This window comes from Micrococcus sp. R8502A1, assembly GCF_006704135.1.
Lineage (GTDB): Bacteria > Actinomycetota > Actinomycetes > Actinomycetales > Micrococcaceae > Micrococcus > Micrococcus luteus.
Window position 1 is genome coordinate 105,348 of record NZ_VIGS01000001.1, and the last position, 20,543, is coordinate 125,890.

The window sequence follows — 20,543 nt, forward strand, 5'->3', positions numbered from 1 at the left end:
ACCGGGTGTCCCGCCATTCTGCCCCATGACGTGATATCCGCCACAGTGTCGGCCGACGCGTGGAGGAGGGCCGGCGGCACGGGTCTCTGCGCCCTCCGCCTCACAGATGCCGCAGATACCGCTCCGGGCCCGCGAGGAAACGGCGCCAGTGGTCCACGGTCTCCAGGTCCTCCCAGCGGGCCTCGCGCAGGCCGTGCTCGCCGGCCTCGAGAATCCGCGCCCCCGGCAGGGCCGCGAGGACCGGGGAGTGCGTGGAGAGCAGGACCTGACAGCCGGCCTCGAGCCGTTCCAGCAGAAAGGCGGTGAGGGCGAGGCAGTTCTCGAAGGAAAGGGCGGACTCGGGCTCGTCCAGGACCCATAGCCCGCGCACCGAGGCCCGCTCGCGGCAGAACGCGAGGAAGGACTCCCCGTGGCTCATGCGGTGCAGGCTCGGTCCCCTGGACACGCCCTCCAGGTAGGTGAACAGCCCGTGCATGGCCTCGGCCCGCAGGAACACGCCGCCGCGCGGCGCGCCGGCGCCGCGGGTCAGCTGCAGGTGCTCGGCCAGCGCGGACTCGGTGACGCGCGTCGAATGGCGGACGTGGTGGGTGCCGCCCTCCGGGTTCAGCCCGGCGGCCTCCGCGATCGCCTCCACGAGCGTGGACTTGCCCGCACCGTTCGCGCCGACCAGGACGGTGGCCGGTCCGAGGTCCAGTCCGTCGTCCAGCAGCTGCCGGACCGCGGGGACCGTGGCCGGCCAGCCGGAGCGGTCCAGGCGCTCGCCGAGCGCGTGCTCCGTCACCCTGCGGACGGGCAGGGCGGGGCCCAGGCCGGTATCGCCGTCGCCGCCGTCGTGGGGCCGGACGGGGCACCGGCCGCGACCGGGCCGCAAGTCGTCCACGGGGCTCAGGAGGTCGCCAGGATGGCCCCGGCGGCCTCCATCTCGTGGAGCGCGGCCTGGGCGGCCGCCTCGTCGACGCCGGCCACCAGGTCGGTCAGCACCGTGACCTCGTAGCCGGCGTCGAGGGCGTCGAGCACGGTGGCGCGCACGCAGTGATCCGTCGCGATGCCCACCACGGTGATCGCGTCCACGCCCTGCTCACGGAGCCACTCGTCGAGGCCGGGGGCGCCGGACTCGACGGCGGCCGCGGCCACGGCGGTGGCCCCGTACGGGCCGACGGTCCCGGAGGGGCGCTCGCCCGCGGCCCCGGTCGGGACGGCGTCGGGCTCGCCGAGGGCGCCGTCGAAGCCGGAGTAGGCGTCCGTGTGCAGGCCCTTGAGGAACTCGGCGTCGAGGTGCTCGGCGTCCAGGTCGGGATGCAGCTCGGCGCCGGCGGTGCCGGCCACACAGTGCACCGGCCAGGTGGTGCGGAAATCCGGCTCGGCGCCGGTGGCCGCGGCGAAGTGCGTGCCCGGGTCGACGTGCCAGTCGCGCGTGGCGGCCACGGCCGCGTAGGCGTCCGCGTGCTCGGCCAGGTGCTCGCTGACCCCGGCCGCGACGGCGGCGCCGCCGGTCACGCCGAGGGCGCCGCCCTCGCAGAAGTCGTTCTGCACGTCCACGATCACCAGGGCGCGGTTCAGGTTCTCCATGGGTCAGTCCTCCAGGAAGATGGTCGGGATGGCGGGGTCGCCCGGCTGCAGGCGGCCCACCGAGGCGGGCAGCTCGCGCAGGGAGGCGGCGTGCCGCTCGGCGGCGCGGGTCACGGCCTCGGGGCCGGTCCAGCCCTCGGCCAGCTCGCCGGCGTGCACGAAACGGTGCAGCAGGGGACGGTCGTCGGCGTCGGGCGCGGCGCTGCGGTTGACGCCGATCACCTCGGCGGTGGCCCGGCCCCGCGGGTCGCGGCGGCGCGCGGCCTCCTTGCGGCCGCCCCGGCTGGCCTTGCCGGAACTGGCCTTGGCCACGTCCACCCACGTGCCGTCGTCGTCCTGGCGGGCCACGAGCTTGTAGACCATGGAGGCGGTGGGCGCGCCGGACCCGGTGACCAGGCGCGTGCCCACGCCGTACGAGCTGACGGGGGCGGAGCGCAGGGCGGCGATCGCGTACTCGTCCAGGTCCGAGGTGACCATGATCCCGGTCTCGGTGTTGCCCAGCTCGTCGAGCAGCTCGCGCACGCGGTGGGCCTGGATCACGAGGTCGCCGGAGTCGACCCGGACGTTCCGCAGGGCCGGGCCGGCCACCTCGACCGCGGTGCGCACGCCCTGCTCCACGTCATACGTGTCCACGAGGAGGGTGGTGTCCGCTCCGAGCGCGGCGACCTGGGCCTCGAAGGCGGCGCGCTCCGAGTCGTGCAGCAGGGTGAAGGAGTGGGCGGCGGTGCCGACGGTCGGGATGCCGTACCGGCGGCCCGCCTCGAGGTTCGAGGTCGCGGTGAAGCCCGCGATGGCCGCGGCGCGGGCGGCGGCCACGGCGGACTCCTCGTGCGTGCGGCGCGAGCCCATCTCGGCGCACGGGCGGCCGTCCGCGACGGCCGTCATGCGGGAGGCGGCGGAGGCCACGGCGGAGTCGTAGTTGTAGATGGAGAGCAGGTAGGTCTCCAGGATGCACGCCTCGGCGAACGTCGACTCCACCTGCAGGAGGGGGGAGTGCGGGAAGTAGGCCTCGCCCTCGGCGTAGCCCACGATGTCGCCCGTGAACTCGTAGTCGGCGAGCCAGGCCAGCGTGGCGTCGTCGAGGGCGGTGGTGTCCGCGAGGAAGTCGAGCTCGGGCGTGTCGAACCGGAAGCGGGACAGGCCCTCCAGCGCGCGGCCCACGCCGGCCACCACGCCGTAGCGGCGGCCGCTGGGCAGGCGTCGGGTGAACAGCTCGAAGCGGGAGCGGCGGTGCGCGGTGCCGGCCTTCAGCGCGGCCTGGAGCATGGTCAGCTCGTAGTGGTCGGTCATCAGCGCCGTGGGGATCTGCCAGTCGTCGGCGGTCCGCGGGGCGCTGGGCACGGGGTTCTGGCTCACGCGCCCACCCTAGTGGACCGTGGCGGGGCCGGTCCTGGCCCGCCCGCCTCGTACACTGGGGCGCATGTCCGTGCTGACCCGCCACGATCCGTCCGCGCCGCGCGCCGTGCGTCCGGCGCCGGGTGAGTCCGTCCCCGCCGGCGCCACCGACACCGCCCTGCTGGAGCGGCCTCACGAGGACACAACCCGGGACCGGCCGTGGAACGTGGTGGTGTGGAACGACCCGGTGAACCTGATGAGCTACGTTGCCTACGTGTTCCGCACTCACTTCGGCTACTCCGCGGCCAAGGCGCAGCGGCTCATGCTCGAGGTCCACGAGCGGGGCCGGTCCGTGGTGGCGACGGGCACCAAGGAGAAGGCCGAGCTGCACGTGGGCGCGATGCACGGCTACGGGCTGTGGGCCACGCTCGAGCAGGCGGAGGACTGAGGAGGGGCATGGCAGAACGGTTCCGCTGGACGCGGCGGGGGTACACGGCGCAGCTGGAGCTGCCGGAGGTGCGCCTGCTGCGCGGGCTGGTCAGGGACGTCGTCGCCCTGCTCGAGGGCCGACGCGCGGACGTGCGCCCCGCCGAGGCGGACCCCGCCGGGGCCCCGGCCGCCGACGACGGCGTCGACACGCCCGAAGATCTCCCGGCGGCGCCGCCGTCCGTGTCCGCCGCGGAGGACGCGGGCCCCGTGGCCGGGCTGGACGCGTCCGACGCCGCGTTCTGGGGGCTGGTCTCCGGGCTGCACCTGAGCCAGGACCCGGAGCCGCAGCGCTCGGCCCCCGCCGACCCGGCCGTCGCACGCCTCCTGCCGGATGCGATGCCCCAGGCCGGCGCCGCCGAACAGGGCGCCCACCGGGCCCTGACCGAGGACGCCCTGTCGGAGGGGAAGCTCGCGGACGCGCGCCTGGCACTCGAGCTGCTGCGCTCGACGCGCGTGGAGGTCCCGCACGACCAGGCGCCGGCCTTCGGCCGCGCGCTCAACGACGTGCGCCTCGTCCTCGCCGCCCGCCTGGGCGTCGAGACCGAGGAGGACGCCGCCCGCGTGCACGCCGTGGACGACTGGCGCAGCGCGGAGGACGTCGAGTCCACCATGGCCCTGCTCTACAACTTCACCTCGTGGCTGCTGGAGACGCTCATGACGGAGATGCTCAGCGAGCTGCCCGAGGGCTCGGACGAGTCCGCGCCCGGCGCCGGGGACGCGGAGGACGAGCAGTGACCGGCCAGCGCGCCGCCGTGGACGCCGCCGCGCCGATCGGCGTGTTCGACTCGGGCGTGGGCGGGCTGACCGTGGCCCGGGCGATCATGGACCAGCTGCCCCACGAGTCCATCCTCTACGTGGGCGACACGGAGCACTCGCCGTACGGCCCGCGGCCCATCGCCGAGGTGCGGGCCCTCGCCCTGGCGATCATGGACGAGCTCGTCGCGCGCGGCGTCAAGGCGCTCGTGATCGCGTGCAACTCCGCGTCGGCCGCCGTGCTGCGCGACGCCCGCGAGCGCTACACGGGAGGCCACGGCATCCCCGTGATCGAGGTGATCCAGCCCGCCGTGCGCCGCGCCGTGGCCGCCACCCGCACGGGCCGGATCGGCGTGATCGGCACCGAGGCGACCGTCGGGTCCCGCGCCTACGAGGACTCGTTCTCGGCCGCCCCGCACCTCGAGATCACCTCGGTCGCGTGCCCGCGGTTCGTGGAGTTCGTGGAGGCCGGCATCACCACCGGCCCCGAACTGCTGGAGACCGCCCGGGAGTACACGGCCCCGCTGCGCGCGGCGGGCGTGGACACCCTCGTGCTGGGATGCACCCACTACCCGCTGCTGACCGGCGCCCTCTCGCTCGTGATGGGGGAGGACGTCACGCTCGTCTCCTCCGCGGAGGAGACCGCCAAGGACCTCTACCGGGAGCTGGTCCGCCTCGGCCTCGAGCACCCCCACTCGGCCGCGGGCTCCGGCCAGGCCACCCGCCACCGCTTCGCCGCCACCGGCGACCCCGACCACTTCCAGGCCCTCGCGCGCCGCTTCCTCGGACCCGAGGTCGAGTCCGTGCGACGCCTGGAGACGATCGGCGCGCCCCGCCCCGCGGCCGCGCCGGTCCCGACGCGCTCGGCGGCCTTCGTGCGGCTGGGCGCCGAGCAGGAGGGTGTGACGTGAAGCTGACCATCATCGGGGCCTCCGGGTCCTTCCCCGGCCCGGGCTCACCCGCCTCGTGCTACCTCCTCACCGCCGAGGGCGTGGCCGCGGACGGCGTCACCCCGCGCACCTGGCGGATCCTGCTCGACCTCGGCAACGGCGCCCTCGGCGTGCTGCAGCGCTACGTCGAGCTCGAGGACCTGGACGGCATCCTGCTCTCCCACCTGCACCCGGACCACTTCATGGACCTGTGCGGGATGCACGTGGCCATCCGCTGGAACCCGGCCGGCTGGGGACGCGGCCGGCTGCCCGTCTACGGACCCGCCGGCACCGCCGACCGCATCGCCGAGGCGTACGGGATGGACCCCGAGCCGGGGATGCACCAGGACTTCGAGTTCCGGTGCTGGGCCGCCGGCCGCACCGAACGGCTCGGTCCGTTCCGGTTCACCCCGGTCCCCGTACGCCATCCCATCGACGAGGCCTACGCGATCCGGGTCGAGGTGGACCGCGTCGACGACGACGGCGGCGTCACCACCCGCGTGCTCACCTACTCCGGGGACACCGACGCATGTGAGGGGCTCGTCGAGGCCGCGCGGGACGCGGACGTGTTCCTGTGCGAGGCCGCCTTCCACGAGGGCCGGGACGACGGCATCGACGGCGTCCACCTGACCGGCCGACGGGCCGGCGAGACGGCGGCGCAGGCCGGGGCCCGGAAGCTGCTGCTCACACACCTGCCGGTGTGGAACGATCCGCAGCGCGCCGTCCAGGAGGCCCGCGAGGTGTACGACGGCCCGCTGGCCGTCGCCGTCTCGGGGCTGAGCTACGGCGTCTGAGGGCGTGCCTAGACTGGAGGCCATGAGCTCTCCCGCCCCCACCGCCCCCCGCCCGGACGGCCGCGCCGTCGACGAGCTGCGCCCCATCACCATCACCCGGGGCTGGTCCCGGCAGGCGGAGGGCTCGGCCCTGATCGAGTTCGGGAACACCCGCGTGCTGTGCACCGCCTCCTTCACCGAGGGCGTGCCGCGCTGGCTCAAGGGCGAGGGGACCGGCTGGGTCACCGCCGAGTACGCGATGCTCCCGCGGGCCACCAACGAGCGCAGCCAGCGCGAGTCCGTCAAGGGCCGGATCGGCGGGCGCACCCACGAGATCTCCCGCCTGATCGGCCGGTCCCTGCGCGCCGTCATCGACCTGTCCGCCCTGGGGGAGAACACCATCGTCCTGGACTGCGACGTCCTCGACGCCGACGGCGGCACCCGCACCGCCGCCATCACGGGCGCCTACGTCGCCCTCGCCGAGGCGGTGGCCTGGGCGCGGCGCGAGGGGATCCTCGCGAAGGGCGCCGCCGTCCTCAAGGACTCCGTCGCCGCGGTGTCCGTGGGCATCGTGGACGGGGTGCCCGTCCTCGACCTGCCGTACGTGGAGGACGTGAAGGCGGAGACGGACATGAACGTGGTCGTCACCGGGGCCGGGGAGTTCGTGGAGGTGCAGGGGACCGCCGAGGGCGCGCCGTTCACCCGCGCCGAGCTGGACACCCTGCTGGACCTGGCCCTGATCGGCACGGGCGAGCTGGCCCGCATCCAGGCCGAGACCCTGGCCGCCGCCACGGAGGACCGGGCGTGAGCGTGCCCGCCGCCTCGTCGCCGGGCCTGCCGGAGGGCGCCCGCGTCGTGCTCGCCACGCACAACGCGGGCAAGGTGCGCGAGCTGCGCCAGCTGCTCGCCGGTGCCGTGCCCGGCCTCGACGTGGAGACCGCGGTGGTGGACGCGGGCGCCGTGGGCGCCCCGGACGTCGTCGAGGACGGCGTCACGTTCGCCCAGAACGCGCTGAAGAAGGCCCGCGCCGTGGCCGCGCACACCGGGCTGATCGCCGTCGCGGACGACTCCGGTCTGGCCGTGGACGTGTTGCACGGCGCCCCCGGGATCTTCTCGGCCCGCTGGGCCGGGCGTCACGGGGACGACCGTGCCAACCTCGAGCTGCTGCTGGCCCAGCTGGCCGACGTGCCGGACGAGCATCGGGGTGCCCAGTTCGTGTGCGCCGCCGCGCTCGCGGTCCCCAGCGGCCCGGACGCCGCGGGCGCCCGGGCCATCCACGTTGAGCACGTCGAGCACGGCCGCCTGCCCGGCACGCTGCTGCGCGAGCCCGTGGGGGACGGCGGCTTCGGCTACGACCCGATCCTGCGGCCCGAGGGCCGGGACGTGTCCACCGCGCAGCTGAGCCCCGAGGACAAGAACGCGATCAGCCACCGGGGGCACGCCTTCCGCGCCCTGCTGCCCTACCTGGTGGACGCGCTCGACGCGCGCCCGTGAGCGGCGGGCGGGCCCCCGTGCCGGGGCTGGACTTCACCGCGATCGACTTCGAGACCGCCAACGGCTTCCGCGGCTCCCCGTGTGCCGTGGGCGCCGTCCGGGTGCGGGACGGGGTGATGGTGGACCGTGCCGAGTGGCTGATCCGTCCGCCCGTCGGCTTCGACCGGTTCGATCCCCGCAACGTGCGCATCCACGGCATCACCGAGGACCGCGTCCTGGACGCTCCCCGGTTCGCGCAGGTGTACGACGAGCTCGCGGACTTCGTGGGGACGGACGTGCTCGCGGCGCACAACGCGGGCTTCGACGTCGGCGTCATCGAGTCCGGCCTCGAGGTCTCCGGCCGGGACGTGCCGGGCCTGGAGTTCGTGTGCACCCTGGTGCTGGCGCGCCGCGTCTACGACCTGCCCTCGTACGCCCTGCCCTCCGCGGCGCGCGAGGCCGGCTTCACCCCGGGACGCCACCACGACGCACTGGCCGACGCGGAGGCCTGCGCGGCCATCCTCGTGGACATCGCCTGGCGTGTGCTGGGGGAGCAGCCGGCCGACGCGGACGTGCTGCCGGGGCTGACCGATGTGCCGGCCGGCCGCGGCGTCGACCGCCTGATGCGGGCCCAGGGGCTGAGCGTCAGCGTCCTCGCCCCCCGGGCGGCGGGATCGGGCGCCGAGTCGAAGGCCACCCGCCAGGCCCGGCGCACCGAGGGCGTCTTCGACGCGCGGGTCCCGCTGCGGGACGAACGCGCCATGCCGGACTTCATGCGCTGGCCGGACGAGGGCGTCAACCCGCCCCCGGACCCGACCGCCGACCCGGGCCACCCCCTGTTCGGCCAGACGGTGGTGTTCACGGGCGGCATCGGCATGTCGCGTCAGAGTGCCAAGACGCGCGCGGCCGCGCACGGTGCGCAGACCGCGAACCGGGTGGGCGCGGCCACCACGATGCTCGTCGTCGGGGACGGCTTCGAGGCCGCGGACCTGCACCGCCCGCGCGCCGAGGACGGGGCGCCGCAGGCCGTGACCACGGCGCTGGCGCACCGCAAGACGCGGGACGCCCTGCGCCGGCGGGACCGGGGGCAGGCCATCGCCCTGGTCTCCGAGGGGGAGTTCCTGCAGATGCTCGACGGGAACTGGCCGGACGCCGCGCGCTGAACCGCTCAGGTGGTCGCGGCGCTCCAGCGCCGGGCGGCCTCCAGGACGACCTCTCGCTCGGCGATCCACCCCGGGACGGAGGCCTCGGCCGCGGTGCGGTCCGCGGGGTCATGCGCGCCGAACACCGCGGTGCCGTGCGCCGCGCCGAGCACCTGCCCTGCCAGCGAGGCCGTGGAGTCGGAGTCGCCGTCGTGGTTCACGCCGATCCGCAGCGCCAGGGCGAGCGCCGCCGCCGGATCGGCCGGGTGTGCCGCCTGCGCGGTGAGCGCGGCATAGAGCGCGATCGCCAGGGCCTCCTCCGCGACCCAGCCCTCGCCGAGCGCGGTGGGGAGGGCGCCGGGGGCGCCGGGGTCGGCGTCGACGGTGCCGGCCAGGACCACCGCCGCGGCGACGGCGGCGCGGGTCTCCTCGGCCTCCTCGCCCAGGCCGTCGAGCCACGCGCGGGCGTGCGCGACCGCGGCGGCCAGGTCCAGGCCGCGCAGCAGGGCCGCGACGACGAGGGCGTACGCGCCCGCCGCGACCCACGCGGTGGGGTGGCCGTGCGTGAGGACGGCCCCCTGGCGGGCGAGGGACACGACGTGCGGGTCCTCGAGCCCCGGCACCATCCCGTACGGGGCCGAGCGCATGACCGTCCCGCAGCCCTTCGAGCCCGGGTTGTGCGGGTCGCCCGCCAGGCCCATCCCCGGTTCGGCGAGCCCGCTCAGGCACGCGGTGCCCGGCGCGCGGCGCACCTTCAGCTCCGCGTGCGCGTCGATCCAGCGGGGCGGGGCCGGGGGAGCGCCCTCGGGCAGCGCGCCGTCCTGCGTGGCGAACCAGCGCAGGCACGCGAGCCACACGCACGCCGCGGGATCGGCCGGGACGCCGTCGTTCTGCCACTCGATCCACTCGAGCAGGCCGTCGAGCACGTACAGCGTCAGCTGCGTGTCGTCGGTGATCGGCAGGGCGTGGGCGCCCTCCTGGGCGAGCAGGTCCGCGGCGTCGGTGACGCCGGCGGGGCCGTGCACCGCCGCGATCCCCGACGCGGGGGTGAACTCGACGACGCCGCCCAGCGCGTCCCCGGCGGCACCGGCCGCGAGGAGGGCCATGACCCGGTCGGCGTGCTCGGGGCCGGGCAGGGGCGTGGACGAGGAGGCGGTGGGCTCGGGCGCGGTGGCGGACATGCCGCCATCGTACGAGCTGCACCGCGTCGTGCTTATCCCGTCCGCACCCTCCCTAGAGTGGGCCGCATGATCCTGCTGCACACCTCGGACTGGCATCTGGGCCGGTCGTTCCACGGCACCGGGCTGCTCGAGGCCCAGGAGGAGGTCCTGGACGCCCTCGTCGCGACCGTGACGGAGCGCGGCGTGGACGCCGTCCTGCTGGCCGGGGACGTGTACGACCGCGCGCTGCCGCCGGCGGACGCCGTCCGGCTGCTGGACCGGACGCTCACCCGGCTGCACGCGGCCGGCGCCCAGGTGGTGCTCACGAGCGGCAACCACGACTCGGCGGTGCGCCTCGGCTTCGGCGGCGGACTCCTGGCGGCCGCGGGCGTGCACGTGCGCGCGGACGCGGTGGAGCTGGACCGCCCCGTGCTGCTCACCGAGCCCGGGGTCGACGGCGGCGCGGGCCAGACCGTGGCCGTCTACGGCATCCCCTACCTCGAACCGCGCCACCAGGGACCGGCCTGGGGCGTGGAGCCCCACCACACGGCCGTGCTGACGGAGGCGGTCCGCCGCGTCCACGCCGATCTGGCCGCCCGCCGCGCCGAGACGCCGGAGCCGGTGGCCGCCGTCGTGCTGGCCCACCTGTTCGCGGCCGGGGGCCACGGCTCCGAGTCCGAACGGGACATCGGCGAGGGCGAGCAAGTCGAGCCGGACGCCCCGCCCGAGATGCTGGTGGGCACGCTGGGGCAGGTGCCGGTCTCCGTGTTCGACGGGCTCGACTACGCGGCCCTGGGCCACCTGCACGGCCGCCAGCGGCTGGCAGAGCACGTGCGGTACTCCGGCTCACCGCTGCCGTACTCCTTCTCCGAGGCGGGCCACCGCAAGGGCGGCTGGCTCGTCCACGTCACGGGCGGGGCCGTCACCGACGTCGAGGCCGTGGACTGGGACGCCGGACGGCGCCTGGCGGTGCTGTCCGGGCCGATCGAGGACCTGCTGGAGTCCCCGGAGTTCGCGTGGGCGGAGCAGTGCTGGGTGCAGGTCACCGTCACCGACGACGACCGCCCCGAGCGGGCCCTGGAGCGTCTGAAGACCCGGTTCCCCTCCGTGCTCGTCTTCCGCCACGAACCGGCCGGCGGGAGGCGGGCCCGGGAGCGGACCTACGCCCAGGTCCTGCGGCAGGCGCCCTCGGACCACGCGCTCGCGGTCGGTTTCGTGGACCACGTCCGGCAGCGGCCGGCCAGCGGGGCCGAGCAGGACCTGCTGCGGGACGCCCTCGAGGCCGCTCGCGCGGCGGAGGTGCGCGCATGAGGATCCACCGGATGCGCGTGGAGGGGCTCGGGCCCTACGCCCAGGCGCAGGACGTCGACTTCGACCGGCTCAACGCGTCCGGCCTGTTCCTGCTGGACGGGCCCACCGGCGCGGGCAAGTCCACGGTGCTGGCCGCGCTGTGCTTCGCCCTCTACGGGACCGTGCCGGGCGGACGGTCGGCCGAGTCGCTCGTGACCACGCTGCGCGAGCCCGGCGCGGTGATCCCCGAGGTGCAGGTCGAGTTCACCGTGCAGGGCCGGCGCTTCGAGGTGGTCCGCTCGCCCAAGCACGAGCGGCCCCGCCGGAGACGCAGCGCGGCGGGAGGCGCCACCGTCACCACGCCGGCCACGGTCTCCCTGCGGGAACGCGTGGCCGGGGAATGGACGGCGCCGCTCACCCGGGCGGACGAGGTCGGCCAGCAGATCGCGGCCGTCCTGCACCTGGACGCCGAGCAGTTCATGCAGGTGGTCCTGCTGCCCCAGGGGCAGTTCGCCCAGTTCCTCACCGCGAAGTCGGATGAGCGCCGCGTCCTGCTGCGGCGGCTCTTCGGCACGCAGCGCTTCGACGGCGTCGAGGAGCACCTGCGCGGCGAGACGGCCCGGCTGGACACCGCGGTGGCCGTGGACGCGGACGTGGCCCGGACTGCGCGGGCGCAGCTGGCCGAGGCGCTCCACGAGGCGCTCGGCCCGGACTGGCATGCGCCGGAGCCGTCACCGGACACGGACGAGCGGCTGCTCGCCCTCGCCGCCGAGCGCGCGGGTCGCGCGCACGAGGACGCACGGGCCGGCCTCGCCACGGCCCGCGCCGCGGAGCAGCGGGCCCGGGTGACGGCGCGTGAGCTGGAGACCCGCGGGCGGGACCTGGCCGCGGCCGAGGCGTGGGGGCGCCGTCGACGCGACCACGACGCCGAGGCCGAGACCGCCGCGGCGCGGCGCCGCGCCGTCGACGCCCATGAGCGCGCCGGGCGGGTGCTCGCGGCCGCGCAGCGGGCCACCGCGGCGGCGGACGCCGCCGGCACCGCGTCGGAGGCGGTGACGGAGGCCCTGGCGCACGTCGAGGACGAGCCGACCGCGGCGGCGTGGCTCGCCGCCGCCCGGGCGGACGGGGCCGCCGACGCGCCCGCCTCCCGCCAGGCGCTGGGGGAGGCCGAGCGCGCCGCGGAGGCGGTGGCACGCGCGGTTCGGGACCGTGACCGGATGCGCGAGCTGGAGCAGGAGGCGGCCGCCGCGGCGGAGCGGCGGGCCGAGATCGACCGCGACCGTGCCGCCCTGGTCGAGTCCCGCCCCGAGCGTGAGGCGGCCGTCGCGGCACACCGCGCGGCCGTCGAACGCGGCACCGAGCGTCTCGGCGCCCGGGAGGCCGTGGACCGCGCCGTGTCCGAGGCCGCCGCGCGCCGCACGGCCGCCGAGGCCGCGGCCGCCCGCGCCGTCGAGGTCGAGACCGCGGCCCGGGCCCACCGAGATGCACAGGAGCGGCGGAGTGAGGCCGCCGAACGACACGTCGGTCTGCTGCGTGCCCGGTACGAGCAGGCCGCCTCCGAACTGGCGGAGCGGCTCGTGCCCGGCGAGCCGTGCGCCGTGTGCGGCTCGCCCGAGCACCCGGCCCCGGCCGCCACCGCGGACACCACGGTGACCGAGGCGGACGTGCGGGACGCCGAGCAGGCCCGCACCGCGGCCGACCGGGCCGTGACCGACGCCGAGACCACCCTGCGCGCCGCCGAGCAGACCCTCCGCACGGCGCGCGAGGCCGCCGCCGGGCTCGCACCCGAGGCCGCGCGAGAGGCGCTCGAGCGCGCCGAGGCCGAACGGGCCGCGCTGGACCAGGCGGCGAAGGACCTCGCCGCGGACCGCCGCCGACTGGCCGCCGCCGAGAAGACGCTCGCCGGGGCCGACGAGACCGCCGCCGCGCTCGCGGCCGAGGACGGCCGGCTCGCCGAGGCCGCCGCCCACCGCGCCGCCCGACTGAGCGAGCTGCGGGACGCCGTCGAGGCCGCCCGCGGCGACGCCGAGACCCTCGACGCCCGCCGCGACCAGGTCACCGCCGCACGCCGGGTCCTGGCCGCCCTCGCGGCGGCGCAGGACGAGGACGCGCGCGCCCGGGCGGTCGCCGACGAGACCGGCCAGGCGCTCGCCGCCACGGTGGCCGAACAGCGCTTCGACGGCGTCGACGCAGCGCGCGCGGCCCGCCTCGAGGAGACGGACGCCGCCGCCCGCACGGCCGCCGTGCAGGAGTGGGATGCCGAACGGGCCCGCCTCGCCGAGCTCGAGGCGAGCGAGCCCGTCCGCCGGGGCCGCGCCCTCGCCGAGGCGGGCGTCGAGCCGCCGACCGAGGAGCAGACCCGCGCCGTCGCCGAGGCGCTCGCCGCGGCCGAGGCCGCGAGCTCGTCCCGGGCGACGGCGCTCGGGCGGCTCGATTCGCTCGTCGCCACGGTGCGCCGGCAGTCGGCCGCCCTGACCGAGGTCCTGGAGCGGTCCGCCGGGCTCATCGCCGAGCACACGCGGGTGCGGGGGCTGCTCGACCTCGTCCGCGGCGGCGGGGAGAACCTGCTCAAGATGCCCCTGACGAGCTACGTCCTCGCCGGGCGGCTCGAGGAGGTCGCCGCCGCGGCCACCGAGCGTCTGCTCGCCATGACGGACCAGCGGTATTCGATCGAGTACTCCGACGCCGTGGGCGGGCGCGGGAACAAGGGCCTCGAACTCGTCATCCGGGACCACTACGTGGACGAGACGCGCCACCCGGCCACGCTCTCGGGCGGCGAGACCTTCATGGCTTCCCTCGCCCTCGCCCTGGGGCTCGCGGACACCGTGCAGGCCGAAGCCGGCGGCATCGAACTGGACACGCTCTTCGTGGACGAGGGCTTCGGCTCGCTCGACGCGGACACCCTCGACGACGTCCTGGACGTCGTGGACACCCTGCGGACCGGTGGCCGGACCGTGGGCCTCGTCTCCCACGTCGAACGGATGAGGCAGGAGATCGGCGTGCGCCTCGAGGTGCGCAAGGACCGGCGCGGCTCGAGCCTCGCGGTGCACGACGGCGCCTGAGCGACGGGGGTGCGCCCCGCCGCCCCGGCCCGCGCCACGCGTGAGGTCAGGCCCGGCGCCACCGCCGGCGGAGGCGCTGCCGGAGTCGGCCGAGGCGTCCGGCGTCGAGCTCGGACGGGGCCGCCCAACGCTCCTCAGCCCGGCGCGCCTGCTCGGCCGCGCGCTCGGCCGCGCGCTCGGCCGCGACGCGCTGCGCCTCCCGCTCGGCCGCGACGCGGCGCTCCTCCTGCAGGCGGCGCTCCCCGCGGACCTCGGTGAGCCGGTACAGCACGGGCACGAGCACGAGCGTGAGCAGGGTGGAGGACACCAGGCCGCCCACCACGGCCACCGCGAGGGGCTGGGAGATGAACCCCGCGTGCCCCGTGATGCCCAGGGCCATCGGGGTCATGGCCAGGATGGTGGCCAGGGCCGTCATCACCACCGGGCGCACGCGGTTGAGCGCGCCCACCTCGATCGCCTCGTCCAAGGTCATGCCGCGGTCGCGGCGGTACTGGTTGATCAGGTCGATCAGCACGATCGCGTTCGTCACCACGATGCCCACCAGCATGAGCAGCCCGATCATCGTGGACAGTCCCAGCGGCGTGCCAGTGGCCAGCAGCGCCAGGAACACGCCCGTGGCGGCGAAGGGGATCGACACGAGCAGCACGAGCGGCTGGCGCAGCGAGTTGAACGTCGCCACCATCACGACGTACACGGTCGCCACGGCGGCCAGCAGCGCCAGCCCGAGGTCCCGGAACGTCTGCGCCTGCTGCTCCGCCGCGCCGCCCACGGCCGCGGTGACGCCCTCGGACAGGTCCAGCTCCGCCACGGCCTGCGTGACCCGGCGTGAGACGGCCCCGAGGTCCTCGTCGTCCGGGGTCACCGTGACGACGGCGGTCCGCTCGCCGTTCGAGGACGTCACCCGGGCGGGCACCGGCACTCGCGAGACCTCGGCGAGGTCCCCCAGCGGCACGGGCCCCTCGGCCGTCTCCACGGGCACCTGGCGCAGGGCGTCGAGGGACTCGACCGGCTCCGGGTCACCCAGCTGCACCGCGAAGCTCTCGAACCCGAAGCGGACGTCGCCCACGGGCACGGCCTGCAGGGCGGCGGCGGCCTGGCCGGCCACCGCCTCCTCGGTCAGGCCGAGCCGGGCGGCGGCGACGGTGTCCACGTCCACCTGGAACGTCGGGCGCAGGTCCGAAGCCGGCGTCGTCACCTCGCGGGCACCCTCGACGGGCCGCAGCGCCTCGGCGACCTGATCGGCGGCCGCGGTGAGGGCCTGCGGGTCGGGGGCGGAGACGGCCACCTCGATGTCCTGGCCGCCGCTCGGCCCCTGCTGCGTGGAGACGGACACGTCGCCCACGCCGTCGAGACCGGTGAGCTCGGCGCGCACCCCGTCCTGGAGAGCCACCTGGTCCGCATCCGGGTCGGTCACCACCGTGAACCGCGCCCGGTCCGCCGAGGAGCCGCCGAAGGCCCCCATCGGACCGGCGGCGGTGCCGGCCGTCCACTGGACGGTCTCGACGCCGTCGGTGTCCAGCAGCACGCGCTCGATGCGCTCGGCGGCGGCGGCCGTCGTCTCCAGCGACGCCCCCGGCTCCTGCTCCGCCGTGACGACGAACGAGTTCTGTCCCGAGTCGCCCAGGAGGTTCGTGGGGATCAGCGGGACCAGCGCGGCCGTGCCGGCCAGCAGCGCCAGGGCGGCGGCGAGGGTGACCACGGTGTGCCGCTGCGTCCAGCGCAGCACCGGGCGGTAGGCCCGGGTGAGCCATCCGCCGGCCGCCACGGGCCGGTCGCCGGGGACGGCGGGCACGGCCGTGGTCTCGGCCCCGCGCCGTGGGGCGCGCAGGAACCACCAGCACAGCACCGGCACGATCGTCAGGGCGACGACGAGGGAGGCCAGCAGGGCGACCGTGGCGGTCACGGCGAAGGGCCGGAACAGCTCGCCGGCCAGGCCGCCCACGAAGGCGATGGGCAGGAACACGGCCACGGAGACGAGGGTGGAGGCGGTGATCGCGGTGGCGACCTCGCGCGTGCCGTCGAGGATCGCGGTGCGCCGGTCGGCGCCCAGGCCGAGGTGCCGGCGGATGTTCTCCACCACCACGATCGCGTCGTCCACGACCCGGCCGATCGAGATCGTCAGCGCCCCGAGCGTCAGCGTGTTGAGGGAGTAGCCGAAGGCCGCGACCCCGATGAGGGCGGCCAGCAGGGACAGCGGAATGGACACGGCGGTGACGAGGGTGGAGCGCACCGAGAGCAGGAACACGGCGATCACCAGCACGGCGAACGCCAGGCCCAGCAGGCCCTCCTGGAACAGCGTGTCGATGGACTGCTGGATGAACGGGGCCTGGTCGAACACCACGGTCAGGTCCGCGCCGCCGCCGACCAGGGACGCCAGCTCCGGCAGGGCGTCGCGCACGGCCTGAGAGACCGCCACGAGGTCGGCGTCCGGGGTCGCGGTCACGGAGACGGACAGCGTCGGCACCCCGTCGGTGCGGGTCAGCGAGGTGGGGGCCGCGGCCACGAGGGTGACGTCGGCGACCTCGTCCAGGGTGCGCGGTTCGCCGTCGCCGGAGGGAGCGACGACGATCCCGCGCAGGCCCTCGAGGTCCTCGACGGCGGCGCCCGCCTGGACGGGATAGGTGGTCGCGCCCTCGGTGACCTGGCCGACGGGGAAGAGGCCGGCGTTCTCCTCGAGCGCGTCGGTGATGTCGGAGGTGGTCAGCCCGGCGGCGGCGAGCGCGGCCGGGTCCGGGACCACGGAGACGTTCTCGTCCGTGCCGCCGAGCACGTCGGCGCCGCGGACGCCGTCGATCTTCTGCAGCCGCGGGGCCAGGACGTCCTCGGCGCGGCGGCGCAGGGTGTTGAGGTCCTCATCCCCGGACAGGGCGAGGAAGACCACCGGGAAGTCGGAGACGGAGCCCGCGAAGGACGAGGTCTCCGCCTCCTCCGGCAGCTGCGGCCCCAGGTTGGCGACCACCCGGTCCACCTGGGACCGGGCCCGGTTCAGGTCTGTGCCGTAGGCGAACTCCAGCTGGACCGCGTTGAAGCCGGACTGCGACGTGGACCGCGAGGATTCGAGCCCCTCCACGGCCTGCAGGGCCGTCTCGAGGGGCTCTCCCACCTGCGCGTCCACGACCTCGGGGGACGCCCCCGGGTAGAGCGTCGACACGGAGATGACGGGCAGCTCGAGCGGGGGGATCAGCTCCCGTTTGAGCTGCCCGGCGGAGAGGACGCCGAACACCGCGATGAACACGGTGACGAGCGCCACGAGCGCCCGCCGGCCGAGTGAGAACCGTGCGAGCGCTCCCATCACGGCGTCAGGCCAGCTTCAGTGCGGCGTCCGTGGCGGTGCGGACCTCGTCCAGCAGCGCCGGGTCGTCGTTGAGCGTGTGGCCCAGGGACGGGATGAGCTCCTTGAGCGTGCCGTCCCAGCCGGCCATCTTCGCGGGGAAGCAGCGCTCGAGCAGCTTCACCATGATGGGGGCCGCGGTGGAGGCACCGGGCGAGGCGCCGAGCAGGCCGCCGAGCGAGCCGTCCGCGTGGGTGACGACCTCGGTGCCGAACTGCAGGACGCCGCCGAAGCGGCCCTTGCGCTTCATCACCTGCACGCGCTGGCCCGCGGTGATCAGCTCCCACTCGCCGCCGTCGGCCTCCGGGTAGAACTCGTGCAGCGCGTCGATCTTCTTGTCCCGGGACTTCAGCACCTCGGTCACGAGGTACTTGGTCAGGTCCATGTTGTCCTTGGCCACGTCCAGCATCGTGCTGAGGTTGTGCGGGCGCACGGACAGCGGCAGGTCCAGGTAGGAACCGGTCTTGAGGAAGTTCGTGGAGAACCCGGCGTAGGGGCCGAACAGCAGGGAGCGCTTGCCGTTGACGAAGCGGGTGTCCAGGTGGGGCACGGACATCGGAGGGGCGCCGACGGCGGCCTGGCCGTACACCTTGGCCATGTGCTGGTTGACCACGGACTCGTCCGTGCAGCGCAGGAACTGGCCGGAGACCGGGAAGCCGCCGAAGCCCTTGGCCTCGGGGATGCCGGACTTCTGCAGCAGGGGCAGGGCGCCGCCGCCGGCACCGACGAAGACGAAGCGGGCGCGGTCCACGAGCTCGGAGCCGGCGGCCTTGTTCTTGACCTTGACCTCCCAGCGGCCGTCCGTGCCGCGGGTGAGGCCGGTGACCTTGTGACCGAAGCGCACCTCGGCGCCGGCGCCGGCCATGGCCGTGATGAGCTGGCGGGTGAGGGAGCCGAAGTCGACGTCGGTGCCGCCGGTGTTGCGGGACGCCGCCAGGCGCTGGCCCGGCTCACGGCCCTCGATCAGCAGCGGGGCCCAGGCACGGATCTGCTCCGGGTCCTCGCTGTGCTCCATGCCGGCGAACAGCGGCTGGGCGGACATGGCCTCATAGCGGGTGCGGAGGTAGTCCGCGTGGTCGTCACCCCACACGAAGGACATGTGCGGCAGCGGGTTGATGAAGGACTTGGGGTCCTTGAGCGTGCCGTCCGCCACCAGGGAGGACCAGAACTGGCGGGTGGTCCAGAACTGCTCGTTGATGCCCAGCGCCTTGGTGACGTCCACCCGTCCGTTCTTGTCCATGGGCGAGTAGTTCAGCTCGCACAGGGCGGCGTGGCCGGTGCCCGCGTTGTTCCACGGGTCGGAGGACTCCAGGCCGGCCTGATCGAGGCTCTCGTACAGGGCGATGGACCAGGTGGGCTCGAGCTTCTGCAGCAGCACGCCCAGGGTGGCGCTCATGATGCCGCCGCCGATCAGGACGACGTCGTGGGTGGCGGTGGACGAGGTGGTGGGCACGGTCAACTCCTGAAGCAGAACGACGGCGGGTGGGCGCAGTGCGACCAGGCCGAGCAGTGGCGGTCGGGCCGGGCGCCGTGATCTCCCACTGTACTACCGGTGCGTTCAGCCTTCGGTCAGCCTGACGCGCGAGAAGGGCTCGTCCAGCTGCGGCGACGTCGGGTAGGAGGCCACGCGCGGGCCGGTGGCCAGGGCCGAGATCGGATAGACCAGCGGCAGCGCCGGCAGGTCGAGGGCCATGGCCCGGACGACGCGGCGGAACAGGGCGCGGCGCGCGTCGTCGTCGGTCTCGGCCGCGGCCGCGTCCACGTCCTCGACGACGCGCGGGTTGCGGTAGCCGGTCTCGGCGCGGCCCGAGCGCGCGAAGGGCTCGAGGAACGCGTGCGGGTCGCGGTAGTCGCCGGTGCGGCCCATCAGGTGCAGGGCTCGGGTGGGTCGGGAGACGACGGCGTGCAGGTAGTCCTGGTCCTCCGGCACGGGCACGGGCACGATGTGCATCCCCACCGCGCCGAGGTCGCGGGCGACCATCGCGTAGACCCGCTCCGGCTCGGGCAGGGAGGGGCGGGCCGTGCCGGCCGGGTAGAGGAACTCCAACGGCTCCCCGTCGTATCCCGCCAGGCCGAGGAACTCGCGGGCCCGGCCCGGGTTGACGTCGTAGCGCCGCGCCTCCTCGTCGCCGACGCCGAGGGAGGGGGGGACGAGGTCGTGGGCCAGGCGGGTGCCCTCGAGGAAGACGTCGCTGCCGGCGATGCGCGGGCGGTCCACCGCGTACGCGATCGCCTGGCGCAGGTACTGCGAGCGCACGCTCGGGTGGTCCAGGTTCATGCCCACGTAGAGCACGCCCAGGGGGTCCCGGGGCAGCACCTGGGTGCCGGCCTCGACGAGGGGGCGCAGCTGGCCGGGGGCGACGACGTCGATCACGTCCGCCGTGCCGCGCCGCAGCTCCCGCAGGCGCACGGAGGCCCGACCCCACGCCTGCACGGCCACCGGGTACGCCGCCGGATCGGAGCCGCGGTGGCGGGCGCTGGGGACCAGGATCGTCGCGCCCGAGGCGCCCGGGTGGGCGCGCGTGAGCTCGGCGGTCTCCGCGGCGTCGGCCCAGCGGTAGGGGCCGGTGCCGGCGGGGGTGGTGACCTCGGAGCCGTCCACGTCGACCGTGCGGTCCCACGAGGCCGGCGAGGAGATCGCGAAGGCCGGCGAGGCCAGCGCGGCCGCGAGGTGACGGCGGGGGGAGTGCAGGCGCAGCCGCACCTCGAGCTCGCCGCGGGCCTCGACGCCGGCGAAGGCGGAGTCCGCGTCCCCGGCGTATCCGCCGAAGGCCGAGACGAACGAGGAGGGCGGGGCGACGGTCCCGTCCACGGGCGCGGGGGCGGCGGCCCACCGCTCGATGTTCGCGACCACGGCGGCGGCGTCGCACGGCTCGCCGTCGTCGAACACCACCCCGGAGACCAGGTGGAACGTGTGGAGGCGGCCGCCGTCGGACTCCTCGTGCCGCTCGGCGAGGCGGGGCGTGGGGGCGCCGGTGTCCGCGTCCACGCCGAGCAGCGTCTCGAAGACCTGGCGGATCAGACGGAAGGACTCGACGTCCAGCGCGCGGGCCGGATCTCGCGTCAGCGCCCGCGCCGGGGCGCCGACCACGAGCAGTCGGCCCGGGCCCGAGGAGGTCGGGGCGGCGGAGGACGGCGCCGCGGGCGACGTCGTGCAGCCGGCCACGCTCAGGCCGAGCAGGCCCAGGCCCCCGCCGAGGAAGGCGCGGCGAGTGGGCTGCATGGCGACCTCCTCTG

Annotated in this window: 16 protein-coding genes; 9 read left to right on the forward strand and 7 right to left on the reverse strand. The window is 75.6% G+C overall.

Annotation, left to right across the window (positions count from 1 at the left end):
• Window positions 1-100: 100 nt before the first annotated feature.
• The 3 genes from FLM69_RS00490 to FLM69_RS00500 form a co-directional block, all read right to left on the reverse strand.
• Entirely contained in the window at window positions 101-781 is a 681-nt protein-coding gene (locus FLM69_RS00490) for an AAA family ATPase (protein WP_223246448.1), read from the reverse strand.
• Window positions 782-885: 104 nt separating this feature from the next.
• Window positions 886-1,569 carry an isochorismatase family protein gene (locus FLM69_RS00495; RefSeq protein WP_036382159.1) on the reverse strand — a complete coding sequence of 228 codons (684 nt, stop codon included), beginning with the start codon at window positions 1,567-1,569 and terminating at the stop codon, window positions 886-888.
• 3 nt (window positions 1,570-1,572) lie between these two features.
• A complete protein-coding gene (locus tag FLM69_RS00500; protein WP_010079001.1) occupies window positions 1,573-2,925 on the reverse strand; it encodes a nicotinate phosphoribosyltransferase in 1,353 nt (450 codons plus the stop codon).
• 64 nt (window positions 2,926-2,989) lie between these two features.
• Between FLM69_RS00500 and clpS the strand changes: the two genes are divergently transcribed.
• The 7 genes from clpS to FLM69_RS00535 are packed head-to-tail and all read left to right on the forward strand — an operon-like array spanning window position 2,990 to window position 8,484.
• On the forward strand, window positions 2,990-3,352 hold the full coding sequence (clpS, locus tag FLM69_RS00505) for an ATP-dependent Clp protease adapter ClpS (protein ID WP_036382156.1): 363 nt from the start codon (window positions 2,990-2,992) through the stop codon (window positions 3,350-3,352).
• Between the two features lie 8 nt (window positions 3,353-3,360).
• Window positions 3,361-4,128 (forward strand): DUF2017 family protein, encoded by a 768-nt coding sequence (locus tag FLM69_RS00510; RefSeq protein ID WP_036382154.1) that lies wholly within the window; start codon window positions 3,361-3,363, stop codon window positions 4,126-4,128.
• A complete protein-coding gene (gene murI / locus FLM69_RS00515) occupies window positions 4,125-5,057 on the forward strand; it encodes a glutamate racemase (protein ID WP_036382151.1) in 933 nt (310 codons plus the stop codon). The genes FLM69_RS00510 and murI overlap by 4 nt, the downstream gene beginning before the upstream one ends.
• Entirely contained in the window at window positions 5,054-5,869 is an 816-nt protein-coding gene (locus FLM69_RS00520) for an MBL fold metallo-hydrolase (RefSeq protein WP_036382148.1), read from the forward strand. The genes murI and FLM69_RS00520 overlap by 4 nt, the downstream gene beginning before the upstream one ends.
• Window positions 5,870-5,891: 22 nt before the next feature.
• Window positions 5,892-6,656, forward strand: a complete 765-nt coding sequence (gene rph / locus FLM69_RS00525) for a ribonuclease PH (protein WP_036382145.1) — start codon at window positions 5,892-5,894, stop codon at window positions 6,654-6,656.
• Window positions 6,653-7,342, forward strand: coding sequence for a non-canonical purine NTP pyrophosphatase (locus tag FLM69_RS00530; RefSeq protein ID WP_141842636.1), 690 nt, complete (start codon window positions 6,653-6,655; stop codon window positions 7,340-7,342). The genes rph and FLM69_RS00530 overlap by 4 nt, the downstream gene beginning before the upstream one ends.
• Window positions 7,339-8,484 (forward strand): exonuclease domain-containing protein, encoded by a 1,146-nt coding sequence (locus FLM69_RS00535; RefSeq protein WP_141842638.1) that lies wholly within the window; start codon window positions 7,339-7,341, stop codon window positions 8,482-8,484. Before FLM69_RS00530 ends, FLM69_RS00535 begins: the two co-directional genes overlap by 4 nt.
• Window positions 8,485-8,489: 5 nt before the next feature.
• Here the strand turns inward: FLM69_RS00535 and FLM69_RS00540 are convergent, their stop codons facing one another.
• Window positions 8,490-9,644, reverse strand: coding sequence for an ADP-ribosylglycohydrolase family protein (locus tag FLM69_RS00540; protein WP_141842640.1), 1,155 nt, complete (start codon window positions 9,642-9,644; stop codon window positions 8,490-8,492).
• 66 nt (window positions 9,645-9,710) lie between these two features.
• Between FLM69_RS00540 and FLM69_RS00545 the strand changes: the two genes are divergently transcribed.
• Complete coding sequence (locus tag FLM69_RS00545; RefSeq protein WP_141842642.1) at window positions 9,711-10,934, forward strand: exonuclease SbcCD subunit D; 1,224 nt, start codon at window positions 9,711-9,713, stop codon at window positions 10,932-10,934.
• Window positions 10,931-13,975 carry an AAA family ATPase gene (locus FLM69_RS00550; protein ID WP_141842644.1) on the forward strand — a complete coding sequence of 1,015 codons (3,045 nt, stop codon included), beginning with the start codon at window positions 10,931-10,933 and terminating at the stop codon, window positions 13,973-13,975. The genes FLM69_RS00545 and FLM69_RS00550 overlap by 4 nt, the downstream gene beginning before the upstream one ends.
• 46 nt (window positions 13,976-14,021) lie before the next feature.
• Here FLM69_RS00550 and FLM69_RS00555 read toward each other — a convergent pair whose 3' ends face one another.
• The 3 genes from FLM69_RS00555 to FLM69_RS00565 all read right to left on the reverse strand — a co-directional run bounded on the left by FLM69_RS00555 (window position 14,022) and on the right by FLM69_RS00565 (window position 20,529).
• Window positions 14,022-17,267, reverse strand: a complete 3,246-nt coding sequence (locus FLM69_RS00555) for an efflux RND transporter permease subunit (protein WP_141842651.1) — start codon at window positions 17,265-17,267, stop codon at window positions 14,022-14,024.
• A gap of 7 nt (window positions 17,268-17,274) precedes the next feature.
• Window positions 17,275-18,765 (reverse strand): malate:quinone oxidoreductase, encoded by a 1,491-nt coding sequence (locus FLM69_RS00560; protein ID WP_220478808.1) that lies wholly within the window; start codon window positions 18,763-18,765, stop codon window positions 17,275-17,277.
• 99 nt (window positions 18,766-18,864) lie between these two features.
• The gene (locus FLM69_RS00565) at window positions 18,865-20,529 is read right to left on the reverse strand and encodes an ABC transporter substrate-binding protein (protein ID WP_036382125.1); all 1,665 of its coding nucleotides are present in this window, start codon (window positions 20,527-20,529) and stop codon (window positions 18,865-18,867) included.
• Window positions 20,530-20,543 lie beyond the last annotated feature (14 nt).

Excerpts from the sequence above, each read along its gene's own strand:
- FLM69_RS00495 (WP_036382159.1), bottom strand. The coding sequence starts at position 1,569 with ATGGAGAACCTGAACCGCGCCCTGGTGATCGTGGACGTGCAGAACGAC.
- clpS (WP_036382156.1), top strand. The coding sequence starts at position 2,990 with ATGTCCGTGCTGACCCGCCACGATCCGTCCGCGCCGCGCGCCGTGCGT.
- FLM69_RS00510 (WP_036382154.1), top strand. The coding sequence starts at position 3,361 with ATGGCAGAACGGTTCCGCTGGACGCGGCGGGGGTACACGGCGCAGCTG.
- rph (WP_036382145.1), top strand. The coding sequence starts at position 5,892 with ATGAGCTCTCCCGCCCCCACCGCCCCCCGCCCGGACGGCCGCGCCGTC.
- FLM69_RS00540 (WP_141842640.1), bottom strand. The coding sequence starts at position 9,644 with ATGTCCGCCACCGCGCCCGAGCCCACCGCCTCCTCGTCCACGCCCCTG.
- FLM69_RS00545 (WP_141842642.1), top strand. The coding sequence starts at position 9,711 with ATGATCCTGCTGCACACCTCGGACTGGCATCTGGGCCGGTCGTTCCAC.
- FLM69_RS00550 (WP_141842644.1), top strand. The coding sequence starts at position 10,931 with ATGAGGATCCACCGGATGCGCGTGGAGGGGCTCGGGCCCTACGCCCAG.
- FLM69_RS00555 (WP_141842651.1), bottom strand. The coding sequence starts at position 17,267 with ATGGGAGCGCTCGCACGGTTCTCACTCGGCCGGCGGGCGCTCGTGGCG.
- FLM69_RS00565 (WP_036382125.1), bottom strand. The coding sequence starts at position 20,529 with ATGCAGCCCACTCGCCGCGCCTTCCTCGGCGGGGGCCTGGGCCTGCTC.